At 58.1% G+C, this 21827-nt stretch carries 15 protein-coding genes; 10 read left to right on the top strand and 5 right to left on the bottom strand.

What is annotated here, in order from left to right; translation table 11 throughout:
• Positions 1-138: 138 nt before the first annotated feature.
• Entirely contained in the window at positions 139-2172 is a 2034-nt protein-coding gene (locus RBB82_RS16335) for an EAL domain-containing protein (protein WP_433971812.1), read from the top strand.
• Between the two features lie 58 nt (positions 2173-2230).
• Positions 2231-3616, top strand: a complete 1386-nt coding sequence (locus RBB82_RS16330; protein ID WP_433971811.1) for an ethanolamine ammonia-lyase subunit EutB — start codon at positions 2231-2233, stop codon at positions 3614-3616.
• A 34-nt stretch (positions 3617-3650) separates the two neighbouring features.
• Here RBB82_RS16330 and RBB82_RS16325 read toward each other — a convergent pair whose 3' ends face one another.
• Together RBB82_RS16325 and RBB82_RS16320 are read right to left on the bottom strand one after the other, a co-directional pair.
• A complete protein-coding gene (locus tag RBB82_RS16325) occupies positions 3651-4655 on the bottom strand; it encodes a phospholipase D-like domain-containing protein (RefSeq protein ID WP_433971810.1) in 1005 nt (334 codons plus the stop codon).
• A 160-nt stretch (positions 4656-4815) separates the two neighbouring features.
• Complete coding sequence (locus tag RBB82_RS16320; protein ID WP_433971809.1) at positions 4816-6606, bottom strand: ABC transporter ATP-binding protein; 1791 nt, start codon at positions 6604-6606, stop codon at positions 4816-4818.
• Positions 6607-6829: 223 nt separating this feature from the next.
• On the opposite strand from RBB82_RS16320, the gene eutC reads away from it, so the two are divergent.
• Complete coding sequence (gene eutC / locus RBB82_RS16315; RefSeq protein WP_433971808.1) at positions 6830-7636, top strand: ethanolamine ammonia-lyase subunit EutC; 807 nt, start codon at positions 6830-6832, stop codon at positions 7634-7636.
• Between the two features lie 65 nt (positions 7637-7701).
• Here eutC and RBB82_RS16310 read toward each other — a convergent pair whose 3' ends face one another.
• The 3 genes from RBB82_RS16310 to RBB82_RS16300 all read right to left on the bottom strand — a co-directional run bounded on the left by RBB82_RS16310 (position 7702) and on the right by RBB82_RS16300 (position 15415).
• Positions 7702-11601: a TonB-dependent receptor domain-containing protein gene (locus RBB82_RS16310; RefSeq protein ID WP_433971807.1), complete on the bottom strand. Its 3900-nt coding sequence runs from the start codon at positions 11599-11601 to the stop codon at positions 7702-7704.
• Positions 11602-11998: 397 nt separating this feature from the next.
• Positions 11999-14149, bottom strand: a complete 2151-nt coding sequence (dcp, locus tag RBB82_RS16305) for a peptidyl-dipeptidase Dcp (RefSeq protein WP_433971806.1) — start codon at positions 14147-14149, stop codon at positions 11999-12001.
• A gap of 51 nt (positions 14150-14200) precedes the next feature.
• The gene (locus RBB82_RS16300) at positions 14201-15415 is read right to left on the bottom strand and encodes a cytochrome c3 family protein (RefSeq protein WP_433971805.1); all 1215 of its coding nucleotides are present in this window, start codon (positions 15413-15415) and stop codon (positions 14201-14203) included.
• 246 nt (positions 15416-15661) lie between these two features.
• Between RBB82_RS16300 and RBB82_RS16295 the strand changes: the two genes are divergently transcribed.
• The 7 genes from RBB82_RS16295 (at position 15662) to RBB82_RS16265 (ending at position 21795) form a co-directional block, all read left to right on the top strand.
• Complete coding sequence (locus RBB82_RS16295; RefSeq protein ID WP_433971804.1) at positions 15662-16294, top strand: class I SAM-dependent methyltransferase; 633 nt, start codon at positions 15662-15664, stop codon at positions 16292-16294.
• 76 nt (positions 16295-16370) lie between these two features.
• Positions 16371-16751 carry a YidH family protein gene (locus tag RBB82_RS16290; RefSeq protein WP_433971803.1) on the top strand — a complete coding sequence of 127 codons (381 nt, stop codon included), beginning with the start codon at positions 16371-16373 and terminating at the stop codon, positions 16749-16751.
• A gap of 279 nt (positions 16752-17030) precedes the next feature.
• Positions 17031-17327, top strand: a complete 297-nt coding sequence (locus tag RBB82_RS16285; protein WP_433971802.1) for a DUF503 domain-containing protein — start codon at positions 17031-17033, stop codon at positions 17325-17327.
• 108 nt (positions 17328-17435) lie between these two features.
• Positions 17436-17861 carry a 30S ribosome-binding factor RbfA gene (gene rbfA, locus RBB82_RS16280; RefSeq protein ID WP_433971801.1) on the top strand — a complete coding sequence of 142 codons (426 nt, stop codon included), beginning with the start codon at positions 17436-17438 and terminating at the stop codon, positions 17859-17861.
• The gene (locus tag RBB82_RS16275) at positions 17858-18856 is read left to right on the top strand and encodes a DHH family phosphoesterase (RefSeq protein ID WP_433971800.1); all 999 of its coding nucleotides are present in this window, start codon (positions 17858-17860) and stop codon (positions 18854-18856) included. The genes rbfA and RBB82_RS16275 overlap by 4 nt, the downstream gene beginning before the upstream one ends.
• A gap of 27 nt (positions 18857-18883) precedes the next feature.
• Entirely contained in the window at positions 18884-20722 is a 1839-nt protein-coding gene (locus tag RBB82_RS16270; RefSeq protein ID WP_433971799.1) for an ArnT family glycosyltransferase, read from the top strand.
• Positions 20723-20805: 83 nt separating this feature from the next.
• The gene (locus RBB82_RS16265) at positions 20806-21795 is read left to right on the top strand and encodes a GNAT family N-acetyltransferase (RefSeq protein ID WP_433971798.1); all 990 of its coding nucleotides are present in this window, start codon (positions 20806-20808) and stop codon (positions 21793-21795) included.
• Positions 21796-21827: the final 32 nt, after the last annotated feature.

Below are 21827 nucleotides of genomic sequence, written 5' to 3'. Positions count from 1 at the left end.
ACATATCCCCTCCTATCCTCAAGCCCATCAGTAAATACCGTTCAACAGAGATTCCGCGACGCCACACTTGCTCCCGCGGCTTCCAGGCCGGAAGATTCCGGTATAAGTTGCATCCGAGCCGTAGTATCGTTTCTTACCATGGCTGCTGAAGACGCGAACGATCTGCGTAGAGCGCTTGAGAAGAACGAAATCATTCCGTACTTCCAGCCGCTCGTCGAGCTGCGCACAGGCCTCCTCGGCGGCTTCGAAGTCTTAGCGCGATGGCAGCATCCCAGCCGCGGCCTTATCCCTCCCAACGAATTCATTCCACTGGCCGAAGCGGCCGGCCTCAACGGGCTGCTCACCGGCAACCTCCTTCGCGCCTCTTTCGACGCTGCCAGAAACATCCCCAATCACCTCACCCTTTCGGTAAATATCTCCCTCACGCAGCTCACCGATCTCTCTCTCCCCAAACACATCCGCGCCGCCGCTGAGCAAGCCGGCTTCCCGCTCAACCGTCTCATTCTTGAGATCACAGAGAGTGCTCTGGTCGGCAATACCGAGTACGCCTACCGCATTGCAACCGAGCTCAAAGAACAGGGCTCCCGCCTCGCGCTCGACGACTTTGGGACCGGCTACTCCAGCCTGCGGCACCTGCAATCGCTTCCCTTCGACGAGCTGAAGATCGACGCAAGCTTCGTCCGTTCCATGGACCACACGCGCGAGAGCCGGAAGATCGCCGCGGCCATCGTCGGTCTCGGCAACAGCCTCAGCCTCACGACCGTAGCCGAAGGGGTCGAGACTCAGGCCATCGCCGACATGCTCCTCTGGCTCGGCTGTGATGTCGGCCAGGGCTGGCTGTATGGCCGCCCTGTACCTCCCGAAGAGCTCCCTGAGACCCTCGCGGCCAGGCTCGATCCCCCGCCCCCGTCCACACTCACCGAACCCCGCTCCGCCGCCGCGAACTCCACCCTGCCGTTACGCCTCGAAGCGCTACCCACCCAGCGCCTCGCCCAACTCAACGCCATCTACGACGGCGTCCCTGTAGGTTTAGGCTTCCTCGATCGCAACCTCCGTTACGTCAGCGTCAACAAGCGTCTCGCCGAGATGCACAATCTCCCCGTCGCCTCCCATCTCAATCGATACTTCGCCGATATCCTCCCGGAAAAATTCCCCGAGTGCGAACCCTACCTCTTACGCGCGCTCGATGGAGAGGCAACTGCCGCCCTGGAGATCTGTCTCCCCGATGCTCGGCGCTCCGGTCAGCGATGCACCTTTCTCATCTCCTACCAGCCTGCGCGCGACGAGGTCGATGAGGTTATCGGCGTCTCCATCTCGGTCGTCGATATCACCCGGCGCAAACAAGCCGAACAAGCGCTCATCGAAAGCGAAGATCACTACCGGCACACCGTCGAACTCAATCCTCAGGTTCCATGGACCGCCGACGCCCACGGCACAATCCTCGACGTCAGCCCGCGATGCGAAGAACTGACAGGTATCTCGAGTCATGAGATGGCCAACGGCGGATGGTTCCGCATCGTCCATCCCGACGATCTCTCGCGAGCCATTCACGAGTGGAACCATTCGGTCCGCACCACCACGCCCTATGACTCGGAGTACCGCGTCCTGATCCGGGAAGGCGTCTGGCGCTGGATGCGATCCCGCGCCGCACCGCGACTTGACGACCAGGGCAAAGCCATCCGATGGTACGGCACGGTAGAGGACATTCATGACCACAAGCAAGCGGTAGAGGCTCTCCGTCGCAGCGAAGCTCGGCTGCAGGCTGTCTTCGATGCCGTTCCGTTTGGTATCGTCATCGCCGGAGCTCCCCACGGCAACGTCGTAATGAGCAATCCTCGCGCCGACGACATTCTTCGCAGCGTCGTCGCTCCTCCAGCCATGATCGACGACTATTGCATGGAGCGAGACTCGTATAGCGGCGACCCGGCCAGCGAGTACCCTCTTGCCAACGCCATCATGAACGGCAAAACCATCGGCCCGAAGGAATATCTTCGTCACTACAGTGACGGCACCAGTGCCTGGATCAGCCTGACCGCTGTTCCCATCCTCGACGACGACGGAAAAGTTGCTGGCGGTGTCCTCGCCATCCAGGACATCGACGAAGAAAAGCGCAAGCTGCAAAGCCTCTCCGACCTCAACCTGGTACTCCAGACCAAAATAGGGGCGCGCTGATAACTTCGCTAGCCCCCCACCACCGTAACACCCACTCAACCTGCTAGCGTAGTAGCCAATGGCCCACGCCCACACCGTCGCGAGCGTCCGCTACACCTTCAGCTCCCTCGCCGACCTCCTCGCCAAAGCCTCCCCTGCCCGCTCGGGCGACGAACTTGCAAGCATCGCCGCCACCAGCGTGCAGCAGCGTGTCGCCGCACAGATGGCGCTCGCAGATCTGCCCCTCACCCACTTCCACAACGAGGCCGTCGTCCCCTATGATACCGACGAGGTCACACGCCTCATCGTCGACACCAGCCGCACCGAAGCCGCCACCGAAGCCTTCGCTCCAATCTCCAGCCTCACCGTAGGCGAACTCCGCGACTACCTCCTCTCCGACGACTCCACCCCAGACAGCCTGACAGCACTCGCGCAAGGGCTCACGCCCGAGATGGCCGCCGCCGTCTCCAAACTCATGCGCCTCCAGGACCTCATCCTCGTCGCGCGTAAAATCTCCGTCGTCACGAAGTTCCGCACCACCGTAGGCCTTCCCGGCCGCCTCTCCACCCGTCTCCAGCCCAATCACCCCACCGACGACCCTGCAGGCATCGCCGCCTCCATCCTCGACGGCCTCCTTCTCGGCTCCGGCGACGCCGTCATCGGCATCAACCCCGTCTCCGACAACGTAGCAACCCTCACAACGCTCCTCCGCCTCATCGACCACATCCGCCGCCGCTACGAGATCCCCACCCAATCCTGCGTTCTCGCTCACCTCACAACGCAGATGCAGGCCATGCAGCAGGGCGCGCCTCTCGACCTCCTCTTTCAATCCATCGGCGGCACCGAAGCGACCAACACCAGCTTCGGCATCAACCTCGCCCTCATCGAAGAAGCTCATCAGCAGGCCCGCAGCCTAAACCGCGTCGCACCGACAGCTGAAAACCCCTCGCCCAACATCATGTACTTCGAGACCGGTCAGGGCAGCAGCCTCAGCGCCAACGCACACCGTGGCACCGGTGGCCAGGGCGTAGACCAGCAAACCCTCGAATCACGCGCCTACGCCGTAGCCCGTCACTTCAACCCGATGCTGGTTAATACCGTCGTCGGCTTCATCGGCCCTGAGTATCTCTATGACGGCAAGCAGATCCTGCGCGCCGGCCTCGAAGACCATCTCTGCGGCAAGCTCCTCGGTCTCCCCATGGGCTGCGACATCTGCTACACCAACCACGCCGAAGCCGATCAGGACGATATGGACGCGCTTCTCACCATGCTGGGAGCCGCCGGCGTCAACTACATCATGGGAGTTCCGGGAGCAGACGACATCATGCTCAACTACCAGAGCACGTCCTTCCACGACGCCCTCTATCTCCGCCGTCTTCTCAACCTCAGCCCCGCACCGGAGTTCGAAGCGTGGCTCAACACCAACGCTCCGCACCAACTCGCAATCCCCGCCATGCTCCCCTAGTATCGATCACCGGAGAGCATTCAACGGCGATCACTCACTTCTTTTTATCGTGCTTGTGTGTCGACAACGCCAGATCCTCTGCGACATTCGGATCGCTGTCTTTCAGCTCAGCCAAAAGCCCCTCATCCGACAGATCGAGCGGCTTCGAGTTCTCCCAATCATGCCGAAGCACTTTGTGAACACGATCGACGATATGGTCGTCTTTCACCTCGATCGCTAACTCGCGACGGCTATCGAAGCTGCCAGGAGCAAGATTGATCGAGCCGATGATTGTGCGCGCTTCATCCGCCAGCAGCAGCTTTGCGTGCAGTTTGATGTGTTTCAACTTATGGATCTTGACACCAAGATCCTGCAGCACGCGCAAACCGCTAACGCCTTCGATCAGCTTCTCCTTCTTCAGCTTGTGCGGTGGCCGCGCCATGATGTGGATCTCAACTCCCCGGCGATTCGCTCGTACAAGGTGCTCGATGATGGTCGGATCCTGATAACGTTCGTTCTGCAGCCATAGCGAATGCTTCGCTTCGTCGATCAGGTGCCCCAGTCTTTGACGGCCGTTGCCGATGCACCAAATGAGATGAGAATGGTCACCGGCGTTGAACTGCGTCCGGTTCCAGTCCGCATCGAAGCACTCCATAATCTCTTCCACTTCGTGCTTATGCGTGGTGACCACGGCATAGTCACGCGTCTCCGTAATATTTTTCGTCTCCCAGTTAAGCGACTGAATGAACGCTGTCGTATCGTCGATCACCATCGACTTCTCATGCGTCAGATCGAAGTGGGGATTACTATCGATCACCTCGACGCCCCCGTCGATCAGCATCTTTCGCGATTCGTCATTCTCTTTCTCCCCGTCGCGCCTCTCCGGGTTGAGCATAATGCGAACCTTGACGCCACGCTTCTGTGCGTCAAGGACCGTCTGAAGCAAGGTTGGGTCAGAGAACAGAAACATCTTGACCCGGATCGAGTCCTTGGCCCCGTTGATGGCCTCCACGATCGGCTTGGCGGAGTCGTCAGGTAAAACAATAATGGAGCGGGACATACAGTTTCCCCTTCAATTCCTGATCTCTAACGTGTGATTGATCCGTTGTACAACTCCCGGCGGCCCTTGACAAGCAAACGTCAAGAAAACGACAAGCAAACGCCGAGCAACCTAAGCAAACGCTACGCGAACAACAGTAAACCATAGCAAGAACGGCACTCTATGCCAGAACTTTATCCTTCCCTGCATCAAACTGCGTCCGATGCAACTCCGCATAGAGCCCATTCCTCGACATCAACTCTTCGTGCGTACCATTCTCCGCCACAACTCCTCCGGTAATCACAATAATCTGGTCCGCATCCCGGATCGTGCTGAGCCTGTGCGCAATCGCAATCACTGTCCTTCCTTCCATCAGTCGTTGCAGCGCATCGATGACCAGCTTCTCCGATTCGCTGTCCAGCGCAGCGGTCGGCTCATCCAGCAGCAAAATCGGGCTGTTCCGAACCATCACCCGCGCAATCCCGATCCTCTGCCGCTGCCCACCCGACAGAGTCGACCCGCGCTCACCCACCATCGTGTCGTACCCCTGCGGCATATGCGAGATGAACTCGTCCGCGTTCGCGAGCTTCGCCGCCGCAACAATCTCCTCTTTCGTCGCCTCTGGGCGGCCAAACGCAATGTTCTCGAGAATCGTACCTCGGAACAACACGGTGTCCTGAAGAACATATCCGATCTTGTCCCGCAGCGACTTCAGCTTGTAGTCGCGAACATCCTGCCCATCAATCCTTACCGCTCCCGATTGCGCATCGTAAAACCTCGGTATCAAGCTGACGACCGTCGACTTCCCACTTCCCGTCGGCCCAACGATTCCAATGAACTGTCCCGGTTTGATCTTGAAACTCACGTCCGTCAATATCGGGTACGCAGGATCATACCCAAACGCCACCTGCTCAAACTCAATCTCACCAGCGACCGTCTCCGGAGTAAGTCCATCCTCTTTTTCGGGAATGACCGTATCCGTGTCGAGGATCGCGCGAATGCGCTCCGTCCCGACCGCAGCCTGCGCCACCGCATTCGTCGTGGTCGCAAGGTCTTTCACCGGCTTGAAGAACTTCGTCAGATACGCAAGATAGACCGTAAGCGAGCCCACCGTCATCGCCCCTGCAAGGATCAGCGCAGCACCACGCCACAACACAATAGCCGTACAAGCCGCCACAGTCACCGTTACAACCGGCGACAGCAGCGCCTTCACGCTTCGAGCCTTCAGCGCAGCGCTCACCGTCGCCTCGCTCACCGCCTGCAACTGTGCCTGCTCCGCCTGCTCCTGCCCGAAGGCCTTCACCGCCTGAATCGACTCCAGCCCCTGCTGCACCACCGCAACGATCTCACTCTGTTCCTTGCGCACCTCGTGAGTCGCCTTCTTCACCGCCTTCTTGAATCTCGAAACAAACAGAAGAAGAAACGGCGTGACAGCCACCGCAATCAGCGTGAAGTCCCAGTTGAGCCAGAACATCAATCCCAGCATGCAGACGATCGTCAACATATCCACCACAATGTTCAGCGTGGACGACGAGGCGAATCCCTCGATCGTCTGGATATCCGACGTAATCGTACTCAGAATCGTGCCTGTCGCATGGGTACTGTAGTAGCCCAGCGAAAGCCGCTGCAGGTGCTCGTACATCTTCATCCGCAGATCGTGCGCGACCCACTGACCAACGCTCTCTGTGTAATAGTTCTCGATATACGACGCAATCGCACCAAGCGCCGCAATTAAAACAAAGACCAGCGCAGCCACCCCCGCCACATGCATTCTGGAATCACGTCCAACCAGGTCACCAATCACATGATGAAGCCACGGCGATAACTTGTGTTCCCCCACCACGTTGTCCAGAATGATCTTCAGCGGCCACGGAGCAGCCAGACTCATCGCCGTCTCGACGAGCATTGCCAGAAGGATAAAAACTAAAGTGCTGCGATAAGGCCGGATCAACCCTTTGATGAACTGCAACATAGAAGTAGCCCTGACACACAAACTAACTTTGCATTACGCTCTACAGCGTACGACCAACCGGCCATGCAAAGAGTAGAAACCAACATCTCCTCTCCAACAAGTCCTGATTCGATCTTAATTAGGCCATCGAATGCGAACCATAACGCACAGCCAGCGGCTATCATCGTCCATCGACCTAATGCGCAACCGCGCTTTGGAGAACCGGCATTTGGAGAACCGACAGATGACCGCCTCGAAGATCACGAAGATCCCCTCAGTGCAGCCCACCAATCCATCGCCTCCCAAACCGGCGACAGCCTCCACCGCACTGCAAAACTACACCCCCGCCCGCGTCTCTCTGCGTCGCACCGGCGTCAGCCTCGCCACCTCCGAAGTACTCAACTTCCAACTGGCCCACGCAGAAGCCCGCGACGCCGTCAAAGCCGAACTCGACCCCAACCACTTGAGCCATCGCCTGCGAACCGAACTCCCGGCATTCGCCGCTCCCATCCTAACCCTCGCCAGCGCGGCACCCGATCGCACAACCTACCTCCGCCGTCCAGACCTCGGCCGCACGCTGACACCAGGCTCCGCTTCACTGCTCAAACCAGCGCCCTGCGACATCGTCATCATCATCGCCGACGGACTCTCCGCCACAGCGATTGAACACCACGCCATCCCGCTCCTCGCAACCCTCATACCGACCTTTGCTCAGGCCAGTTGCACCCTCGGCCCTGTCTGCATCGTCAGCCAGGCCCGCGTCGCCATCGCCGACCAAATAGGTGCTCTCCTCAAAGCTCGCCTATCTCTCATACTCATCGGCGAGCGCCCCGGCCTCAGTTCGCCAGACTCCCTTGGCGCTTACATCACCTGGAATCCAACCCCAGGCCGCACCGACGCCGATCGCAACTGCATCTCGAACATCCGCGCCGCTGGCCTCGATTACGCCACAGCAGCCGCGAAGATCGCCTTCTACTGCAGCGAAGCCCAACGCCTGCAACTCACCGGTACAGCACTCAAAGAGATCACGCCTCCACTTCTGAATCAATAATCCTAAAAAAATGGCCCGCGCTCATCACGCAGGCCAGCCACATAAATTCGGTCCAACCAGCTACTCTAAAAAACAAACCGCAAAGTCATCTGTATCTGCCTTGCGCTGCCGATCGTATGACTGACCGTGCCCAGGTCAAACGCGCAGTTGTAAAAACCCTCGTTGCTTGCATTGCAGGCAGTAGGCAGAACCGGCGTTCCTGCAGCCGGGAATCCGTTGTAGTTCTCGTTCTGCGAGACCTCGTTGCCCGGCACATCAAAGCTCGCGGTGTTGAAGACGTTGAAGACGTCGAACGTGTACTTCAGGCTGTAACGCTCCGTGAACTGAGTTGTCTTCACAATGGAAGCATCCCAGCGCTTCTGAAAAGACTGCCGGAAGATGTTTCGCTGGCCGGTCGTGAAGTCGGTCTCATAAGGATCGGAGGTGGGAATAGCACCGCCCAGTCCACCCGCGCCAATCAACGGCACAGTAAAGCACGAGGCCTTCAGCGCCGGTGTTCCAAACGCGCCGGACGCGCCCGTCTTTGCGTTCTTTGCATTGCAGCCGGCAGCAAGCGGCACAATCGGATTCGTAATACCGTTGCTCACCCCGTAGTAAACACTGGCCACCGCGCCACTGAAGTCAATGACGCTGTACGGCTGTCCACTCTGCAGAACGGTGAGCCCTACAAGCGACCAACCATTCGTAAAGTAGCTCTCAACCGTATGGCCGCTCACAAAATTCGGCAGACGGTAGAGGTAGTTGAAGTTGATGACGTGAGTACGATCGAAGTCTGCCGAAGCATATCCGTCGCGGAGATTGAGCGGGTTATTCCCGTTGTAAAACAGGCCTAGACCGCTCTGCTCATCAAGGGCATGAGAATAGGTGTAAGAGGCCGCCGCCTGCAGACCGTGCGACATACGCTTCTCAATGTGTGCGGTCAGGGCGTTGTACGCATCGACGCCAGCTGCCCTGTAGTCAATCGACTCTGCTGCATAGCCAACATAGGGAACGCGATGATCGACGTTGCCGCCCTCGTAGTCAAAGAGGTAGCCAGTACCGTCCGGCAAGGAGGCTCCCTGCACGTTGTAACCGTAAGAGTAGCTCTGACCATGAATTTGACCGCCAGGTGAAGCGATCCCAGGCTGATTAAACGGAACCGGTATCACCTGATGACGTCCGAGATTGCCGACATAGCCTAGCTCAATCGCCAGGTCGTTGCGTGGCTGCCATTGGATGTCCAGCGTGTAGTTGTAGGTATAGGGAAGCTTGTTGCCGCGATCATAAACGCCCAGCGAAATCGGCTGCCCGCCATTCTCGATGCTTGCAATATTCGGCAGGTAGTTGCTCAGGTCGGACGATTTGGGATTGGTCGGCGCCGCACTTTGAACGTTCGTATAGGGGTTAGCAAGATTACCGGTTGCAGCCGTCGGCGCAGTAACAGGAGGAGCCGTTCCGCCGCCGCCGCCGCATGTCGGAATGTAGTAGCTGTAGAGACTCTGCACAGGACAGCTCTGTGCGGTCACGAATGGAAGCTGCTGATTGACACCAAAGGGACCGCCTGTGACAGTGCCAATGGCATACCCAGGCGAGAAGTAGCTGAAGAGCTCGCCACGATCGTAGTACATGCCAAAGCCCGTGCGGACCACCACTTTGCTATGGAACATCTCAGGCTGCCATGCCGCGCCCAGCCGAGGCCCAAGCCCCCACTGACGGCCGGTCAGTGTGGTTGAACTCACGCCGCTGGTTCCATTCTTGTTGTTGCCTGCGATGATGAAGCCCGGATTGACGATCGCATCCGACGCCGAGTCGTAGCTATACAAAGTCGGGTCGAAGTTGAAGATACGGCCATTCTTCTCGCTGAGCCCGCCATCCCAGTCATAGCGCAGACCGGCCGTGAGAGAAAGCGTTGGCGTGATCTGGAACTTGTCCTGGACGTAGCTTCCGACCTGGTTGGCGCGATAGTAACGGCTGGCATCGCCCTGCAGGAAAGAACTCACATAGAAAGAAGTAGAAGAGCTGCCGGGAGTCACGTAGCCCTGTGCGTAGGCGCTCAGGTCGTCCGTCGCGACGGTGCCCGCATTCGTACGCTTGTCGATCGTGTTCAGCTGCGTATAGCTGTAGCTCAAGCCAAAGCTGACCGTGTGTTTGCCCAACGTCCAGATGGCGTTGCCGGAGGGCTGCCAGCGATTCTGAAATGCCCCGGTATTCGGAGCCTGACCTTCAGCATTCGGTCCAATGTTCAGGATGCCTGTGCTCGAAAGGCCCGCGTTGGCCGCAGACGCGCCCAGTACATTGACGATCGACACACCCGGAAAGTAATTCGAACCGAACTCGTTGATGGAGACCGTCCCCAGCGAACCACCGGGGATCGCAGCCGGACCGAAGGGTTGTTCGTTGTCCACCCACGTCTTCTCGCGGATGAACCCCATCGTCTGCGTCGTGCTGAGATTCGGCTTTACCAGGTACGTGTTGGTAATTGCGAAGACCTGTGCACCGGAGTCGAGGTGCTCGGTGAATCCCGGAACGCTCGAGTAAGCATACGGCGCAAGCGTGGGATCGTGCTGGTAGTAGTACTTCAGCGAAAGTGTGTCTTTGCTTGTGATGTTGTAGTCGAGATTAGCCACACCCATGTCTGCTTTGAAGCGGCCCGTCCCAGGAAGAAACGCATTGAAAGGATGAGTCGGAGTTAAACCCCTTCCGGCGTCATTCGGTATCAGCCATTTGCCGGGCTCACCTGGCAGCGACGGCGAATTAAACAGAGCGAGCGCGGTGTTATCGATGTTCGCCGCAGTGAGCGATGTTCCGAACCCCGTATTCGGATCGTTGATGATCCCTGCAAACCCGGCGGCAGTACGGTTCGTATCAGAAAGCCCCGTTGGCACAGCGAGAAAACCATCACCGATCTCTTGATCGGAGACCTGCAGGTGCTGATAAGCAACAAATCCAAAGAGCTTGTCCTTGATGATCGGTCCGCCAATCGTGCCGCCAGCAACGTAGCGGTGCAGATCCGGATTCTTCATGTTGTCAGGAATGACGGGATCGTTCTTGAAGAAGAACGGAGCCGCGTTAATCCAGTTCGTCGCACGTTCCCCATACACTGTGCCGTGATATGCGTTCGTTCCGGAAGCAGTACTCATATCGATGTGTGCGCCCGAGGTCGATCCCTGCTGCGCGTCGTACATCGAAGCGTTCACGCGCACCTCCTGAATCGTGTCAGGCGCAGGAGTCGGTATTGCATTACCGATAGACAGGTAAACCGACGCAACCGATTGAATAACCCCACCACCGCCATTGCTGGTCGAAGCACCAGTGCTGTTGATGACACGCGCCGAACCAACCTGGCTGGTGCTCTTACCGTTGAACAGATTGCTCGCATCCACGCCATTCAACGCAAAGCTGTTGCTGGTATCGCGCTGACCGTTTGCCCATATCGGATTGTTCCCCAATCCTGAGAGAGCTCCCGTCCCTCCCGGCAACTCTGAGTTCACACCAGGCGACAGAATCGCCAGTCCCGTAAAGCTTCCCGTCGGCAGCGGAATCGCATCGATCTGCGCTTTGTCCAAAACGTATCCGTTTGTCGTATCCACAGCATTCAGCAGCGGCACCGCATCCACACTCACCACGGTATTGACCGCGCCCACGCTCAACTGCGCATTGATCGTTCCGGTCCGGTCGCCCTGCACCGGAATCGACTGCATCTTCTGCGTCTGAAATCCTTCTTTCGAAAACGTAAGCGTGTACGTCCCGATCGGCAGGTTCTGAAAGTCATAGAACCCGTTGCTGCCCGAGGTCTGCGTCCGCTGCAATCCCGTCTGATCGCCCACCGCCGTCACCACAGTGCCCGACAAAATGCCGCCCTGATTGTCAGTAACCACACCCGTCAGGCCGCCAAGTGTCTGCTGCCCAAACACAGGACACACCAGAAGAAAGCACGCCATCTGGCAAACGAGGACGAGGAAACAACAGCGAAGACGAATAGTCATATCTGGCTCCAAAAGAAGTGCAGCGAATGCTCAAATCAAGATTTCTGTCTGTACTCGGCTTACGAAGACACGAATGCATAGGGGCAGCATGGCGGGCCCTTTGAGACTGCGCTCAGGCAACTGTCAACTAGTCAAAAACTCAGAGCAGCTGAATTTCTATTTCTTGTGTGAACTTGGAATGAAAATGAGCATATCTGAAGTTGTCAAAATTGCGAAGCAAATTCGACGCCAAAAAAATTGCCAGCCGCACGCCGGCCTAACTCCGCACGCCAGAAACCTTTGCGGTCCGCGAAAGTTTAATTACGACGCAGATATCAACAGGTAAATCACCACGCTTCACGCACCACTCGCAGAGTCGAAGCCACCCCCAATCGACTCTGCGCCAGCGCCTGAAGACTTACTTCGCCGCCGTCTTCTCCAAGCCGCGATACTTCAGCATCGGCTCGATCTTCGGCTCACTCCCCAGCCAAGCAGCGTACATCTTCGCCAGGTCCTCGGTGTTCCCACGCGACAGCACCATCGCGCGAAAGCGGTCGCCATTCGCACGCGTCAATCCGCCGTGATCCTGAAACCACTGGAACGCATCGTCGTCCAACATCTCGCTCCACAGATACGCGTAGTAGCCCGCTGCATAGCCTCCGCCCCAGATGTGCGAAAAGTAGCTCGACCGATACCGCGGCGGCACATAGCTCAGCGTGAACCCCTTCTTCGCCAGCGCCGCCTTCTCAAACGCATCCGGCTCCTGCAAACCCTCACCCGCCGGCAGCGTGTGCCACTGCATATCCAACTCCGCCGCCGCCACCAACTCCGTCAGCGCGTAGCCCTGGTTGAAGTCCTCCGCCTTCTTGATCTTCGCCGCCAGCTCCGCCGGCATCGCTTCACCCGTCTTGTAGTGCTTCGCATAATGGTTGAAGATCGCCGGATACGTCGCCCAATGCTCATTGAACTGCGACGGAAACTCAACAAAATCACGCGCCACCGAAGTCCCCGATAGGCTCGGATACTCACTAGCCGCAAACATCCCATGCAACCCATGCCCAAACTCGTGGAACATCGTCACCACATCGCTGAAGCTGATCAGCGCAGCTTCACCCTCCGCAGGCTTCGGCAGATTGGCCACATTGAACACGACCGGCAACGCCCCCGTCAGCTTCGACTGGTCGACGAAGTTGCTCATCCACGCGCCGCCGTTCTTATTGTCCCGCTTGTAGTAGTCGCAGTAGAAAAGCGCCAGCGGTTTGCCATCCGCCTCCGACACCTCGAACACCCGCACATCCGGATTCCACACCGGAATATCCTTGCGCTCTTTAAACGTCACTCCATAAAGCTGATTCGCCGCATAGAACACGCCATTCTGCAGCACATTGTTCAACTCAAAGTAGGGCCTCACCTGCGACTCATCCAGATCGTACTTCGCCTTCCGCACCTGCTCCGAATAAAACTCCCAGTCCCACGGCTCGACAGAAAATCCACTCTTCTGAGCATCGATCACAGCCTGAATATCCTTCGCCTCATCCGCCGCATTCGCCGTCGCCGGCGCCACCAGCGCGTCCATAAACTTCAGCGCATTCTCCGGCGTCTTCGCCATCTGGTCTTCCAGCTTCCATCCTGCATAGCTGTCATGCCCCAGCAGCTTTCCCTTCGCTGCACGCAACTGCGCCATCCGCGCAATCGTCTCCCTCGTATCGTTCGTATCGCCGCGCTCAGTCCGCGTCCACGAGTTCTCAAACAAAGCTTTCCGCGTCCCCCGCGCACTCAACGACGAAAGCGCAGGTTGCTGCGTCGTGTTCTGCAGCGGAAGCACCCAACCGTCTTTCTTCCGATCCTTCGCCGCCGTCGCCGCCGCGCTCACCTCCGCATCCGTCAACCCAGCCAACGCACTCTTGTCCGCAGTGAAGTACGCGCCATCCTTCGTCCCTGCAAGCACCTTGGTCCTGAAGGCATTCGACAGCGTCGACTCCTCCGCATTGATCTTCTTCAGCTCCGCTTTATCCGCGTCGGACAAGTTCGCGCCCGCATGCACAAAATCCCTGTACTTCACCTCCACCAGCCGCAGCCCCTCCGGGCTCAGCTTCAGCGAAGCCCGCGCCTCATACACCGCTGCCACACGATGAAACAGCTTCTCATTCAGATAAATCGCATCGCGATGCGCAGCCAGCTTCGGCGCCTCTTCTTGCTGAATCCTCTCCAACTCAGGATTCGTATTCGCACCCGCAACGCCGCTGAACGCCGCCATGACACGATCAAATAACGCGCCGGTCCTCTCCATCGCAACAACCGTGTTATCAAACGTAGGCGCAGCCGGATTATCCGCGATCGCCTTCATCTCCTTCAACTGCTCCGCCATCCCGGCTTCGATCGCAGGCTGATAGTCGCTGTCCTTAATCTTGTCGAACGGAGGAGCCTGAAACGGCAGCGTACTCTTCGCATAAAACGGATTCGACGGACCAAACTCCGTGCTCTTCGCCTGTGCAACCGCAACCTGCGCGCTACTCACAATCACTCCCGCAAACATCGGCAGATAAACCCACCGCAGCAAACTCCGCATTGCCATATCTCCTCACGTGTCACATCTCCCAAAACTCCGATTGTAGATGAACTATTGAGCCACCCGCCAAGGGGAAGTCGTCTTCCAGCTCCGCAGCTCATTCGTCGCCCATCCAGTCGACTTATCCGTATGACACGAAGTGCAGGGGTTCGGAATCCCCGACTGCTCCGTTTCAGTCGGCGTTATAAACCGAAACGTATGCGCCCCCACATAGTTGTCTTTAATCGTCTGCTCGATCTTCGGCATATGGCACGACACGCACTGGCTACCCGCGCTCCCCGCCGCATGATGCGTATGCTCGCTCACCGTTCCCTGCAATCCAGCAGGATTCTCCTTCGTGTGGCATGACAGGCAGACAGCATTGCCCTTCGCATTCAGGTTCGACTCGTTCTGATTGCTATGCACCTGGTGACAGTCGAAGCAGCGAATCTGCCGGTGATACATATTGCTCTGAACAAAATCGTTCCCCTGCATCCTGTTCTTGTGCGCGGTCAGATCGGCGTACTGAAAAAAGTTCGTCACCCCCGGCTTCAACTCTTCCAGCCGCCAGAAGTCGGCCAGCCGCTCTCCCGGCACAAAGCCCACCGGCCAGTCGAAGTACTTTCCAGCAATCGGATTCGATACCGGACGCCCCTGGCTATGACACTGGATACACGTATCGTTCCCCCGCACATAATCGAGACGATTTGGATTGACGATGTTACTCCGAGTAGGATGAGCAACATGCAGACTGCCCGGCCCGTGGCACTTCTCGCAGCCCACATTCCACTCCGTCACATGCTTGGTCTCCACGTGATAGTTCACCGAATGACATCCATCACACGTCGGCCCCGTCGGTCGGTCGAAGTTACTCGGGCCATAGAACGGCAACCACCAGTCCGTGCCCGTCTCCGCGTGATACGGCAGCCACCGACCCTTCTTTACGTCCCACTGTGCCGGCAGCGGATAGTAGTCATCCCCGCGCTTCGTAAAAAATCGTTGCTTCCACCGGCTGCCATACACAAACGCAACATCGTCGAGCTTAAAGGTGACCAGCGGATCAGGATGAATAAAATCTGCAAGCACAGCCTCCGGATGCCCCTTCGGATCGCGCACCACATTTGCCATCCGAGTCTGCTTCCATCCGTTGTACGCCGCGACGTGGCAGCTCTTGCAACTCTCCGACCCCACAAAGCGAGCCGCCGGTGCTTCCCCGCGTGCACCTCTGGCAAGCAAGCTCACTAAAACAAATCCCAATACCAATCCAAAACCAAATCGAAAGCCCACTTCAAAGCTCCCTGAAAGAACCTCGGCTCCTGCCCTTCTCCCGCCGTTCGTTCTCCATGATCGACCGTTCGTCATGATTTTTTACTATAGGCATATCTCGTAGGAGAGTTGTCACCATAACCTCCGCGACTCCTGGGACTACCGATGGGCTATCGCAATCTCGCGCGATCGCCTGTCGGGCGCCGGTTGAGTTGCGAGCGCTCTTCAGATCGTCGGCCGACTGAAACAACGGAGCGGTCCCGTATCATGCAAATAACACGCATGTCTTCCCTCCAAGAGCAGTTCGGCCCCATCGACATTTACGTCTTCGATCAACTCCTCCGCGGGAACATCGCACCCGGCATGCGCATCCTCGACGCAGGCTGCGGCTCCGGTCGCAACCTCGTCTATCTTCTCCGCGAAGGCTGGAACGTCTCCGCCGTCGATGACAATCCACCAGCCATCGAGCAGACCCGAGCTCTCGCCGCATCACTCGCCCCAACCCTCCCCGTAGAAAACTTTCGCGTCGAACCCATCGAGCGCATGTCCTTTCCCGACGCCTCCTTCGACGTCGTCCTCTGCAGCGCCGTGCTCCACTTCTCACGCGACGACGACCACTTCCATGCCATGCTGCAAAACCTTTGGCGCGTCCTCAAGCCCGGAGGCCTCTTCTTCTGCCGGCTCGCCTCCACGATCGGCATGCCCCACCGTCACCTCACCGGCCATCGCTACCTGGCCCCCGACGGAGCAGAACGCTTCTGCGTCGACGAACCATTCCTCATGCAACTCACCGCAAAGCTCAATGGCCAACTCGTCGACCCAATCAAGACCACCGTAGTCCAAAACCAACGCTGCATGACCACCTGGGTCCTCGAGAAACGCGTTACAGAACGACCCTAAACAACCACAGACTGACCACAAACCACCGCGATCACACCACGAATTGCACCAGCCGATCCTGCCTTACAATCCCTGCATGGACCAACCGGCAGAAAAGGATCCACGAGTCTACTTCGCGGCCGAGCGCACCTTTCTCGCCTGGATACGCACCGGACTCGGCCTGATGGGAATAGGCTTCGCAGTCAGCCGCTTCGGCCTCTTTTTTCGTCAGATCAGCGCCTCTGAATCCCATCCCCCTCCCCACACCACAGGTATCTCGCTCTGGTCCGGCGTCTCGCTGGTAGCCTTGGGCGTCCTCGTGAACCTCAGCGCCGTCCTCCGCCACTTCCAACTCATCCACGAGCTAAGCTCCGGCACCTGGCGCCCCGGCAGAGTCTCACGCGACGCGGTCATCCTTGGCCTCCTCCTGGCTGCAATCGGAATAGGCATGGCCATCTACCTCACGCTCGTCCGCTAAGAGCCCCGCATGCTTAAAGATTGCCGACTCCCAACTTCGTCTTCGTGAACACCAGCCGCGGTCACAAAAAAAAGTGCCGCCACTTGACAAACGTGCCGCCCAGAAACGGCCCCAAAGAATTACGAGAAGACGTCATCAGCCCCATAAAGGGTTTATTTAGAATATTTTGCAGGTAAGTCATTTAGATAGAATATTTTACAGCTACATACACTAGGCAAGCTACACAAAATAAAAGACTTACTCCCAAAATACCCGAGAGGGGGAGGGGGTACCCATCCCATGCCAATAGCCAAACTCACCATCGAACTTGAAATCCCCCACGCCCAGTCCCTCAAGGACCGCCGCCGAGTCCTCCGCTCAATGAAAGATAAACTCCGTCACAGCTTCAACTTATCGGTAGCGGAGCTCGACGAAGGTGTGGTCTGGAACCGCGCTACACTGGGAATAGCCGCCATCTCCTCCTCCGCCAACTATTTGACCGGACAAATGCATCTGATTGACCAGGCTGTGCACCGAATAGCTGCAGCTTCCAGTACCGAAATTGTCGACTCATACGCGGAAATCCTGCCCGAATAACGCCTTACGCCTCCGCAATCCACAGGAAACCCGCCGGAATCGACAAGACACGCTAGGCCAGACGCTCTAACTTTGATATCCTCAACCGTTCGACCCAGTCAAAACCATATGCCCGAGCAACGAGCCAGAACGTACCACCGCAACCGCGTCGCCAACACCTTCTCCGAAGAGATCGGAGCCATGCTCGAAGGTGAGCTCTCCGATCCCCGCATCGCCCCAAGTTACGTCACCGAGGTCGTCCTCGCGCCTGGCGGCAAGTCCGCCCGCGTCTTCGTCGCCGTCCACGGCAACGAGGAGGAAGAAGCCTCCACGTTAGAGGGCCTTACCACCGCCCGAGCCTACATCCGCTCCCAGCTCCGTGACCGTATGGGCGTCCGCCACGTCCCCGAGCTCTCCTTCGCCATCGACCGCTCCGAGAAGATGACCGGACGGATGGAGGAGCTGCTCGCCCGTACCCGCAAGCGCGAGCAGAAGCGTATCTCATCGGAACCGCCCGCGACCACACCGGCCACAGGGGTTCCAGCCAAATCATGACCCCCAAAACCCAGATCCTCGAAGTTCCGCCGCACGCAGCCCGAATCGATGATCTGCTGACGGCCTTCCGCTCCCATCCTCGCTTCCTCCTCACCTCTCATACCCGCCCTGACGGGGACGCTATCGGCTCCGTCCTGGCGCTCGCCGAGGTACTCGACCAGCTCGGCTGCCAAGCGGACGTAGTATTTGCCGACCCGATTCCCACCACCTATCTCACCCTCCCCAACGTAGACCGTATCCGCCACACCCCCTCCGCCACCGACATAGACCCCAGCGGAAACACTCCCGCCATCCTGTTGGAGTGTGACGGCATCGCCCGAACTGGACTTCTCGGTCTCGAAGACCGCACTCTTATCAACATTGACCACCACGCCAGCGGCCGCGCCTTCGCCTCGGTCAACTGGATCGACGAAAACGCCTGCGCCGTTGCCGCCATGGTCTACCACATCGCCGTTGCCGCAAACGTCGACATCACGCCCTCGATGGCCACCTGCATCTACGCCGGTATCCTGTCCGACACGGGCTCCTTCACTTACTCCAGCACGACAGCCGACACGTTTGCCCTCGTCCAACAGCTCGCCGATCGCGGAGCAAACCCCAGCCAGATCGCCCGCGACATCTACCACTCAAACCCAGCTAGTAAGATTCGTTTGCTCGGCATTGCGCTCTCTAACCTCCAATGCAGTGACGACATCGCCTGGACGTGGGTCACCAGCGAGGACATGGATAGCGTTGGAGCCGTCGCCGAGGATTGTGAAGGCGTCGTGAACTACCTCATCAGCATTGCAGGCGTTGAGTCTGCCGTTTTTCTACGAGAGGTTCCGGACGTCAGTCAGTTTCGCCTCAGTATCCGCAGCAAGGGAAAGACGGATGTTGCGAAGATTGCCGAGCACTTCGGTGGTGGCGGCCATCGCAGCGCCAGCGGATGCACTCTCGACGGCCCGCTCGATGCAGCTATCAATCAAATCCTCACGCAGCTTCGGACAGGACTCTGATAGCCTTGTCTCGCTCCACATAAAAGAATGAACGATATCCAACATCCCGCCGTCTCCGGCGCAAGGAGTGACAGCGCAACTGCAATGTGGCTCCAGCAATACCTGAAACTGCCGAGCGCGGCGACCGTACGCGAGTTTATCGTCCTCTTCGTCGTAACGATCTTCCTTCTGCTCTATGGCCTAGTTCCAGCCTTCGGTGGCGATCAGTTGGGCCTGGTAGGCGCGGACGAGCCGAGATACGCCCAGATCGCGCGAGAGATGCTCACCGCTCACTCCGAGGCCTGCCACGAAGTCAACGCGAAGATGGTCCCTCGCAGCCTCCGGCTCGAGGATATCCGCAACTCTTTCCACTGCATCGCCGGCGGCACGGTCACGCCGATTCTCTACGGCAAGCCCTGGCTCGAAAAGCCAGCCCTCTATTATTGGCGCGCCATGAGCTTCTTCAAGGAGTTTGGCGTCTCCGACTGGACCGCCCGACTTCCCTCCTCCTCCGCAACTCTCGCACTCGTCGTTTTGGTATTCCTTCACATGCGTCGATTCCGCCCCGGCGGCCACCTCGATGCAGCACTGATCACCGCCTCCTGCGTAGCCATTGTCAGCTTCGCTCGTGGAGCATCCACCGACATGCAACTGGCTGCCCCCTTTTGCATTGGCATGCTCGGGTGGTATGCCTGGTACGAGACCGGCAAAAAATTCTGGCTGTTTGATCTCTACTTCTTCGGCGCGGCCGCAACGCTCGCCAAAGGTCCCGTCGCTCCCTTTCTTGCGCTTTCCATCATCCTTCTCTTTGCTGGTCTCCGGCGCGAGTGGTCCCTCCTTCGTCGGACAATCTGGTGGCCCGGCGTTATGCTGTACCTGTTGATGGTGCTGCCCTGGTTCCTCGCCGTACAGAAACGCAATCCGACCTTCTACCGCCTCTTCTTTCTCGAACACAATCTGGAACGCTTCGCCACCAACCGCTTCCAACACCACCAACCTTTCTGGTACTACATCGCCGTTCTTCTGGTTGGCCTGATGCCCTGGACCGTCATGGCCGTTCGAGCCCTTGTCGATTCGGTTGAAGTCTCCATCGCCGAATGGAAGGTGCGGCACAACCCGCAACGTTATCTTGGCCACACGCGCGCCGGCGATGCCTTTCCCGAGTTCCTCGTTCTCTGGGCGCTCTTTCCGATCGTCTTCTTTTCTTTCTCAGGATCGAAGTTGCCCGGCTACATTCTTCCGTCGATTCCTCCACTCACCATCCTGACTGCTGACTACCTCAATCGCAGCCGCCGCGATGGTCTGCCACGATGGCTTCTTTGGGCTCACGCCGCAACCTGTGGCTTTCTGGTCTTTGTACTCGCCCTGGCTCCGCAGCACATGAAGTACGAGACCCTCATTCCTTCGACACAGTGGCTACTGATCGCAGGTGCCGCGGCCCTCATCTTTGGAGCAGTCGTCTTCCTGACCATACGTCGCTGGGGGATCCCGCAGGTCTGTAATGTCACCCTGCTGCCTATTCTTGCGACGCTCGTCTTTCTCCTGGGTTTCTACGGAAAAGAGCTTGACGTGAACTATTCTGCTCGGCCCCTTGCCCGCGAGATCCAGCAACAGGCCCCCAACGTAATGCTTGTCGCCACCGACCAGGTTCCCGGCAGCACCGCCTCCGCTATCAAGAGGGACATGGACTACGGACTCGCGTTCTACCGCAACCAGCCGCTGGTTCACTACAGTACCGACGGAGTGCCTGCGGCAGAGCACCTGCTCGTCATTCGGGCAAACGACGACGCCGAACTTAATCGCTGGCTCGCCGGCCGTGTCTACAAACCCCTCTTTCTCTATGAGTCGCAAGGCCTCGAAGTCTACCGCGTCTACGCCCAACCTTAAAAGTTCCGCGACCGGGTGCCTGACCTAACACTCACTCCTATCCTGGGAAATCCTATAAGCTCAACGGAGACTTCCCAAAGGGTATGACTGTCGCCACCCAACTCGAGATCCTCGACCTGCGCCACTTCTCCGCGCGTCAGTTGCGCCCGTTGCTTGAGACCGAGTCGCGCATCTGGGACCAGCGCCTCCGATGGAACTATCAAAGCTCCACCGAACTCCTGCTTCAATATCTCGACTCCCGCATTCTGCCCGGCTTTGTTGCTCTCGACCGAGGGCGTATCTGCGGCTTTGCCTTTTGCGTCTACGAAGGACAGAAAGCCGTCGTTGGGGATGCCTTCGCCGTTGCAAACGATCCAACGCAGGCGCTTCAAATCACGCAGACTCTCCTCCACCATCTGCTCCAACTCTTACAAAACTCCCCCGGCATCCTGCGGATAGAATCACAGCTTCTGCTTTATGACACCGGCTCGATCAACAGCCCATTTGTCGCAGCTGGCTTCTCAATGTACCCGCGGCTGTTCATGGAGTACGATCTACGGCTCGCGCCCGGCCTCACCGTGACGAAGACCGCAGATCAACACGAATCGAAGCTCCCGAGCCAGATTGAGCTGACACGCTGGTCCACCGACTTCTATCAAGCTGCCGCGGAGCTGATCCATGAGTGCTACCTCGGCCACATCGACGCACGCATCAACGATCAGTACTGCTCCCTGCACGGATCTCTAAGGTTTCTTCACAATATCGTTCGCTTTCCCGGCTGTGGCGTCTTCGACCCCAACGCCTCCTGGGTGCTACGCGATCGGCACACCGGCACGCTTGTCGGAATGTTGCTCTGCTCCCGCGTAGCCAGCAATGTCGCTCACATTACCCAGCTCTGCATCTCCCCGGCTCACCGTGGGCATGGCCTTGGCCGAACGCTTCTGGGCCATTGCATCCGCCATCTTGCAACTGCAAACTTCGCCGCGATCACCCTTACCGTCACCGAGGCTAATCATCAGGCGGTGAAGCTGTACGAAGACCTCGGATTCTTCACACGCCACCGCTTCGATGCGATAATTTTGGACAAGTCGTAAACAAGTTTCTAACCCTGGCTATCCACTCACCA

This window comes from Tunturiibacter lichenicola (genome assembly GCF_051013355.1).
Lineage (GTDB): Bacteria > Acidobacteriota > Terriglobia > Terriglobales > Acidobacteriaceae > Edaphobacter > Edaphobacter lichenicola_F.
The sequence above is the reverse complement of the archived record's forward strand: the minus strand, read 5'-3'. Positions and strand labels throughout refer to the sequence as shown.

Coding starts and splice junctions, on each gene's coding strand:
- RBB82_RS16330 (WP_433971811.1), top strand. CDS start 2,231: ATGGCCCACGCCCACACCGTCGCGAGCGTCCGCTACACCTTCAGCTCC.
- RBB82_RS16335 (WP_433971812.1), top strand. CDS start 139: ATGGCTGCTGAAGACGCGAACGATCTGCGTAGAGCGCTTGAGAAGAAC.
- RBB82_RS16325 (WP_433971810.1), bottom strand. CDS start 4,655: ATGTCCCGCTCCATTATTGTTTTACCTGACGACTCCGCCAAGCCGATC.
- RBB82_RS16265 (WP_433971798.1), top strand. CDS start 20,806: ATGACTGTCGCCACCCAACTCGAGATCCTCGACCTGCGCCACTTCTCC.
- RBB82_RS16295 (WP_433971804.1), top strand. CDS start 15,662: ATGCAAATAACACGCATGTCTTCCCTCCAAGAGCAGTTCGGCCCCATC.
- RBB82_RS16285 (WP_433971802.1), top strand. CDS start 17,031: ATGCCAATAGCCAAACTCACCATCGAACTTGAAATCCCCCACGCCCAG.
- RBB82_RS16310 (WP_433971807.1), bottom strand. CDS start 11,601: ATGACTATTCGTCTTCGCTGTTGTTTCCTCGTCCTCGTTTGCCAGATG.
- eutC (WP_433971808.1), top strand. CDS start 6,830: ATGACCGCCTCGAAGATCACGAAGATCCCCTCAGTGCAGCCCACCAAT.
- RBB82_RS16270 (WP_433971799.1), top strand. CDS start 18,884: ATGAACGATATCCAACATCCCGCCGTCTCCGGCGCAAGGAGTGACAGC.
- rbfA (WP_433971801.1), top strand. CDS start 17,436: ATGCCCGAGCAACGAGCCAGAACGTACCACCGCAACCGCGTCGCCAAC.
- RBB82_RS16275 (WP_433971800.1), top strand. CDS start 17,858: ATGACCCCCAAAACCCAGATCCTCGAAGTTCCGCCGCACGCAGCCCGA.
- dcp (WP_433971806.1), bottom strand. CDS start 14,149: ATGCGGAGTTTGCTGCGGTGGGTTTATCTGCCGATGTTTGCGGGAGTG.
- RBB82_RS16320 (WP_433971809.1), bottom strand. CDS start 6,606: ATGTTGCAGTTCATCAAAGGGTTGATCCGGCCTTATCGCAGCACTTTA.
- RBB82_RS16290 (WP_433971803.1), top strand. CDS start 16,371: ATGGACCAACCGGCAGAAAAGGATCCACGAGTCTACTTCGCGGCCGAG.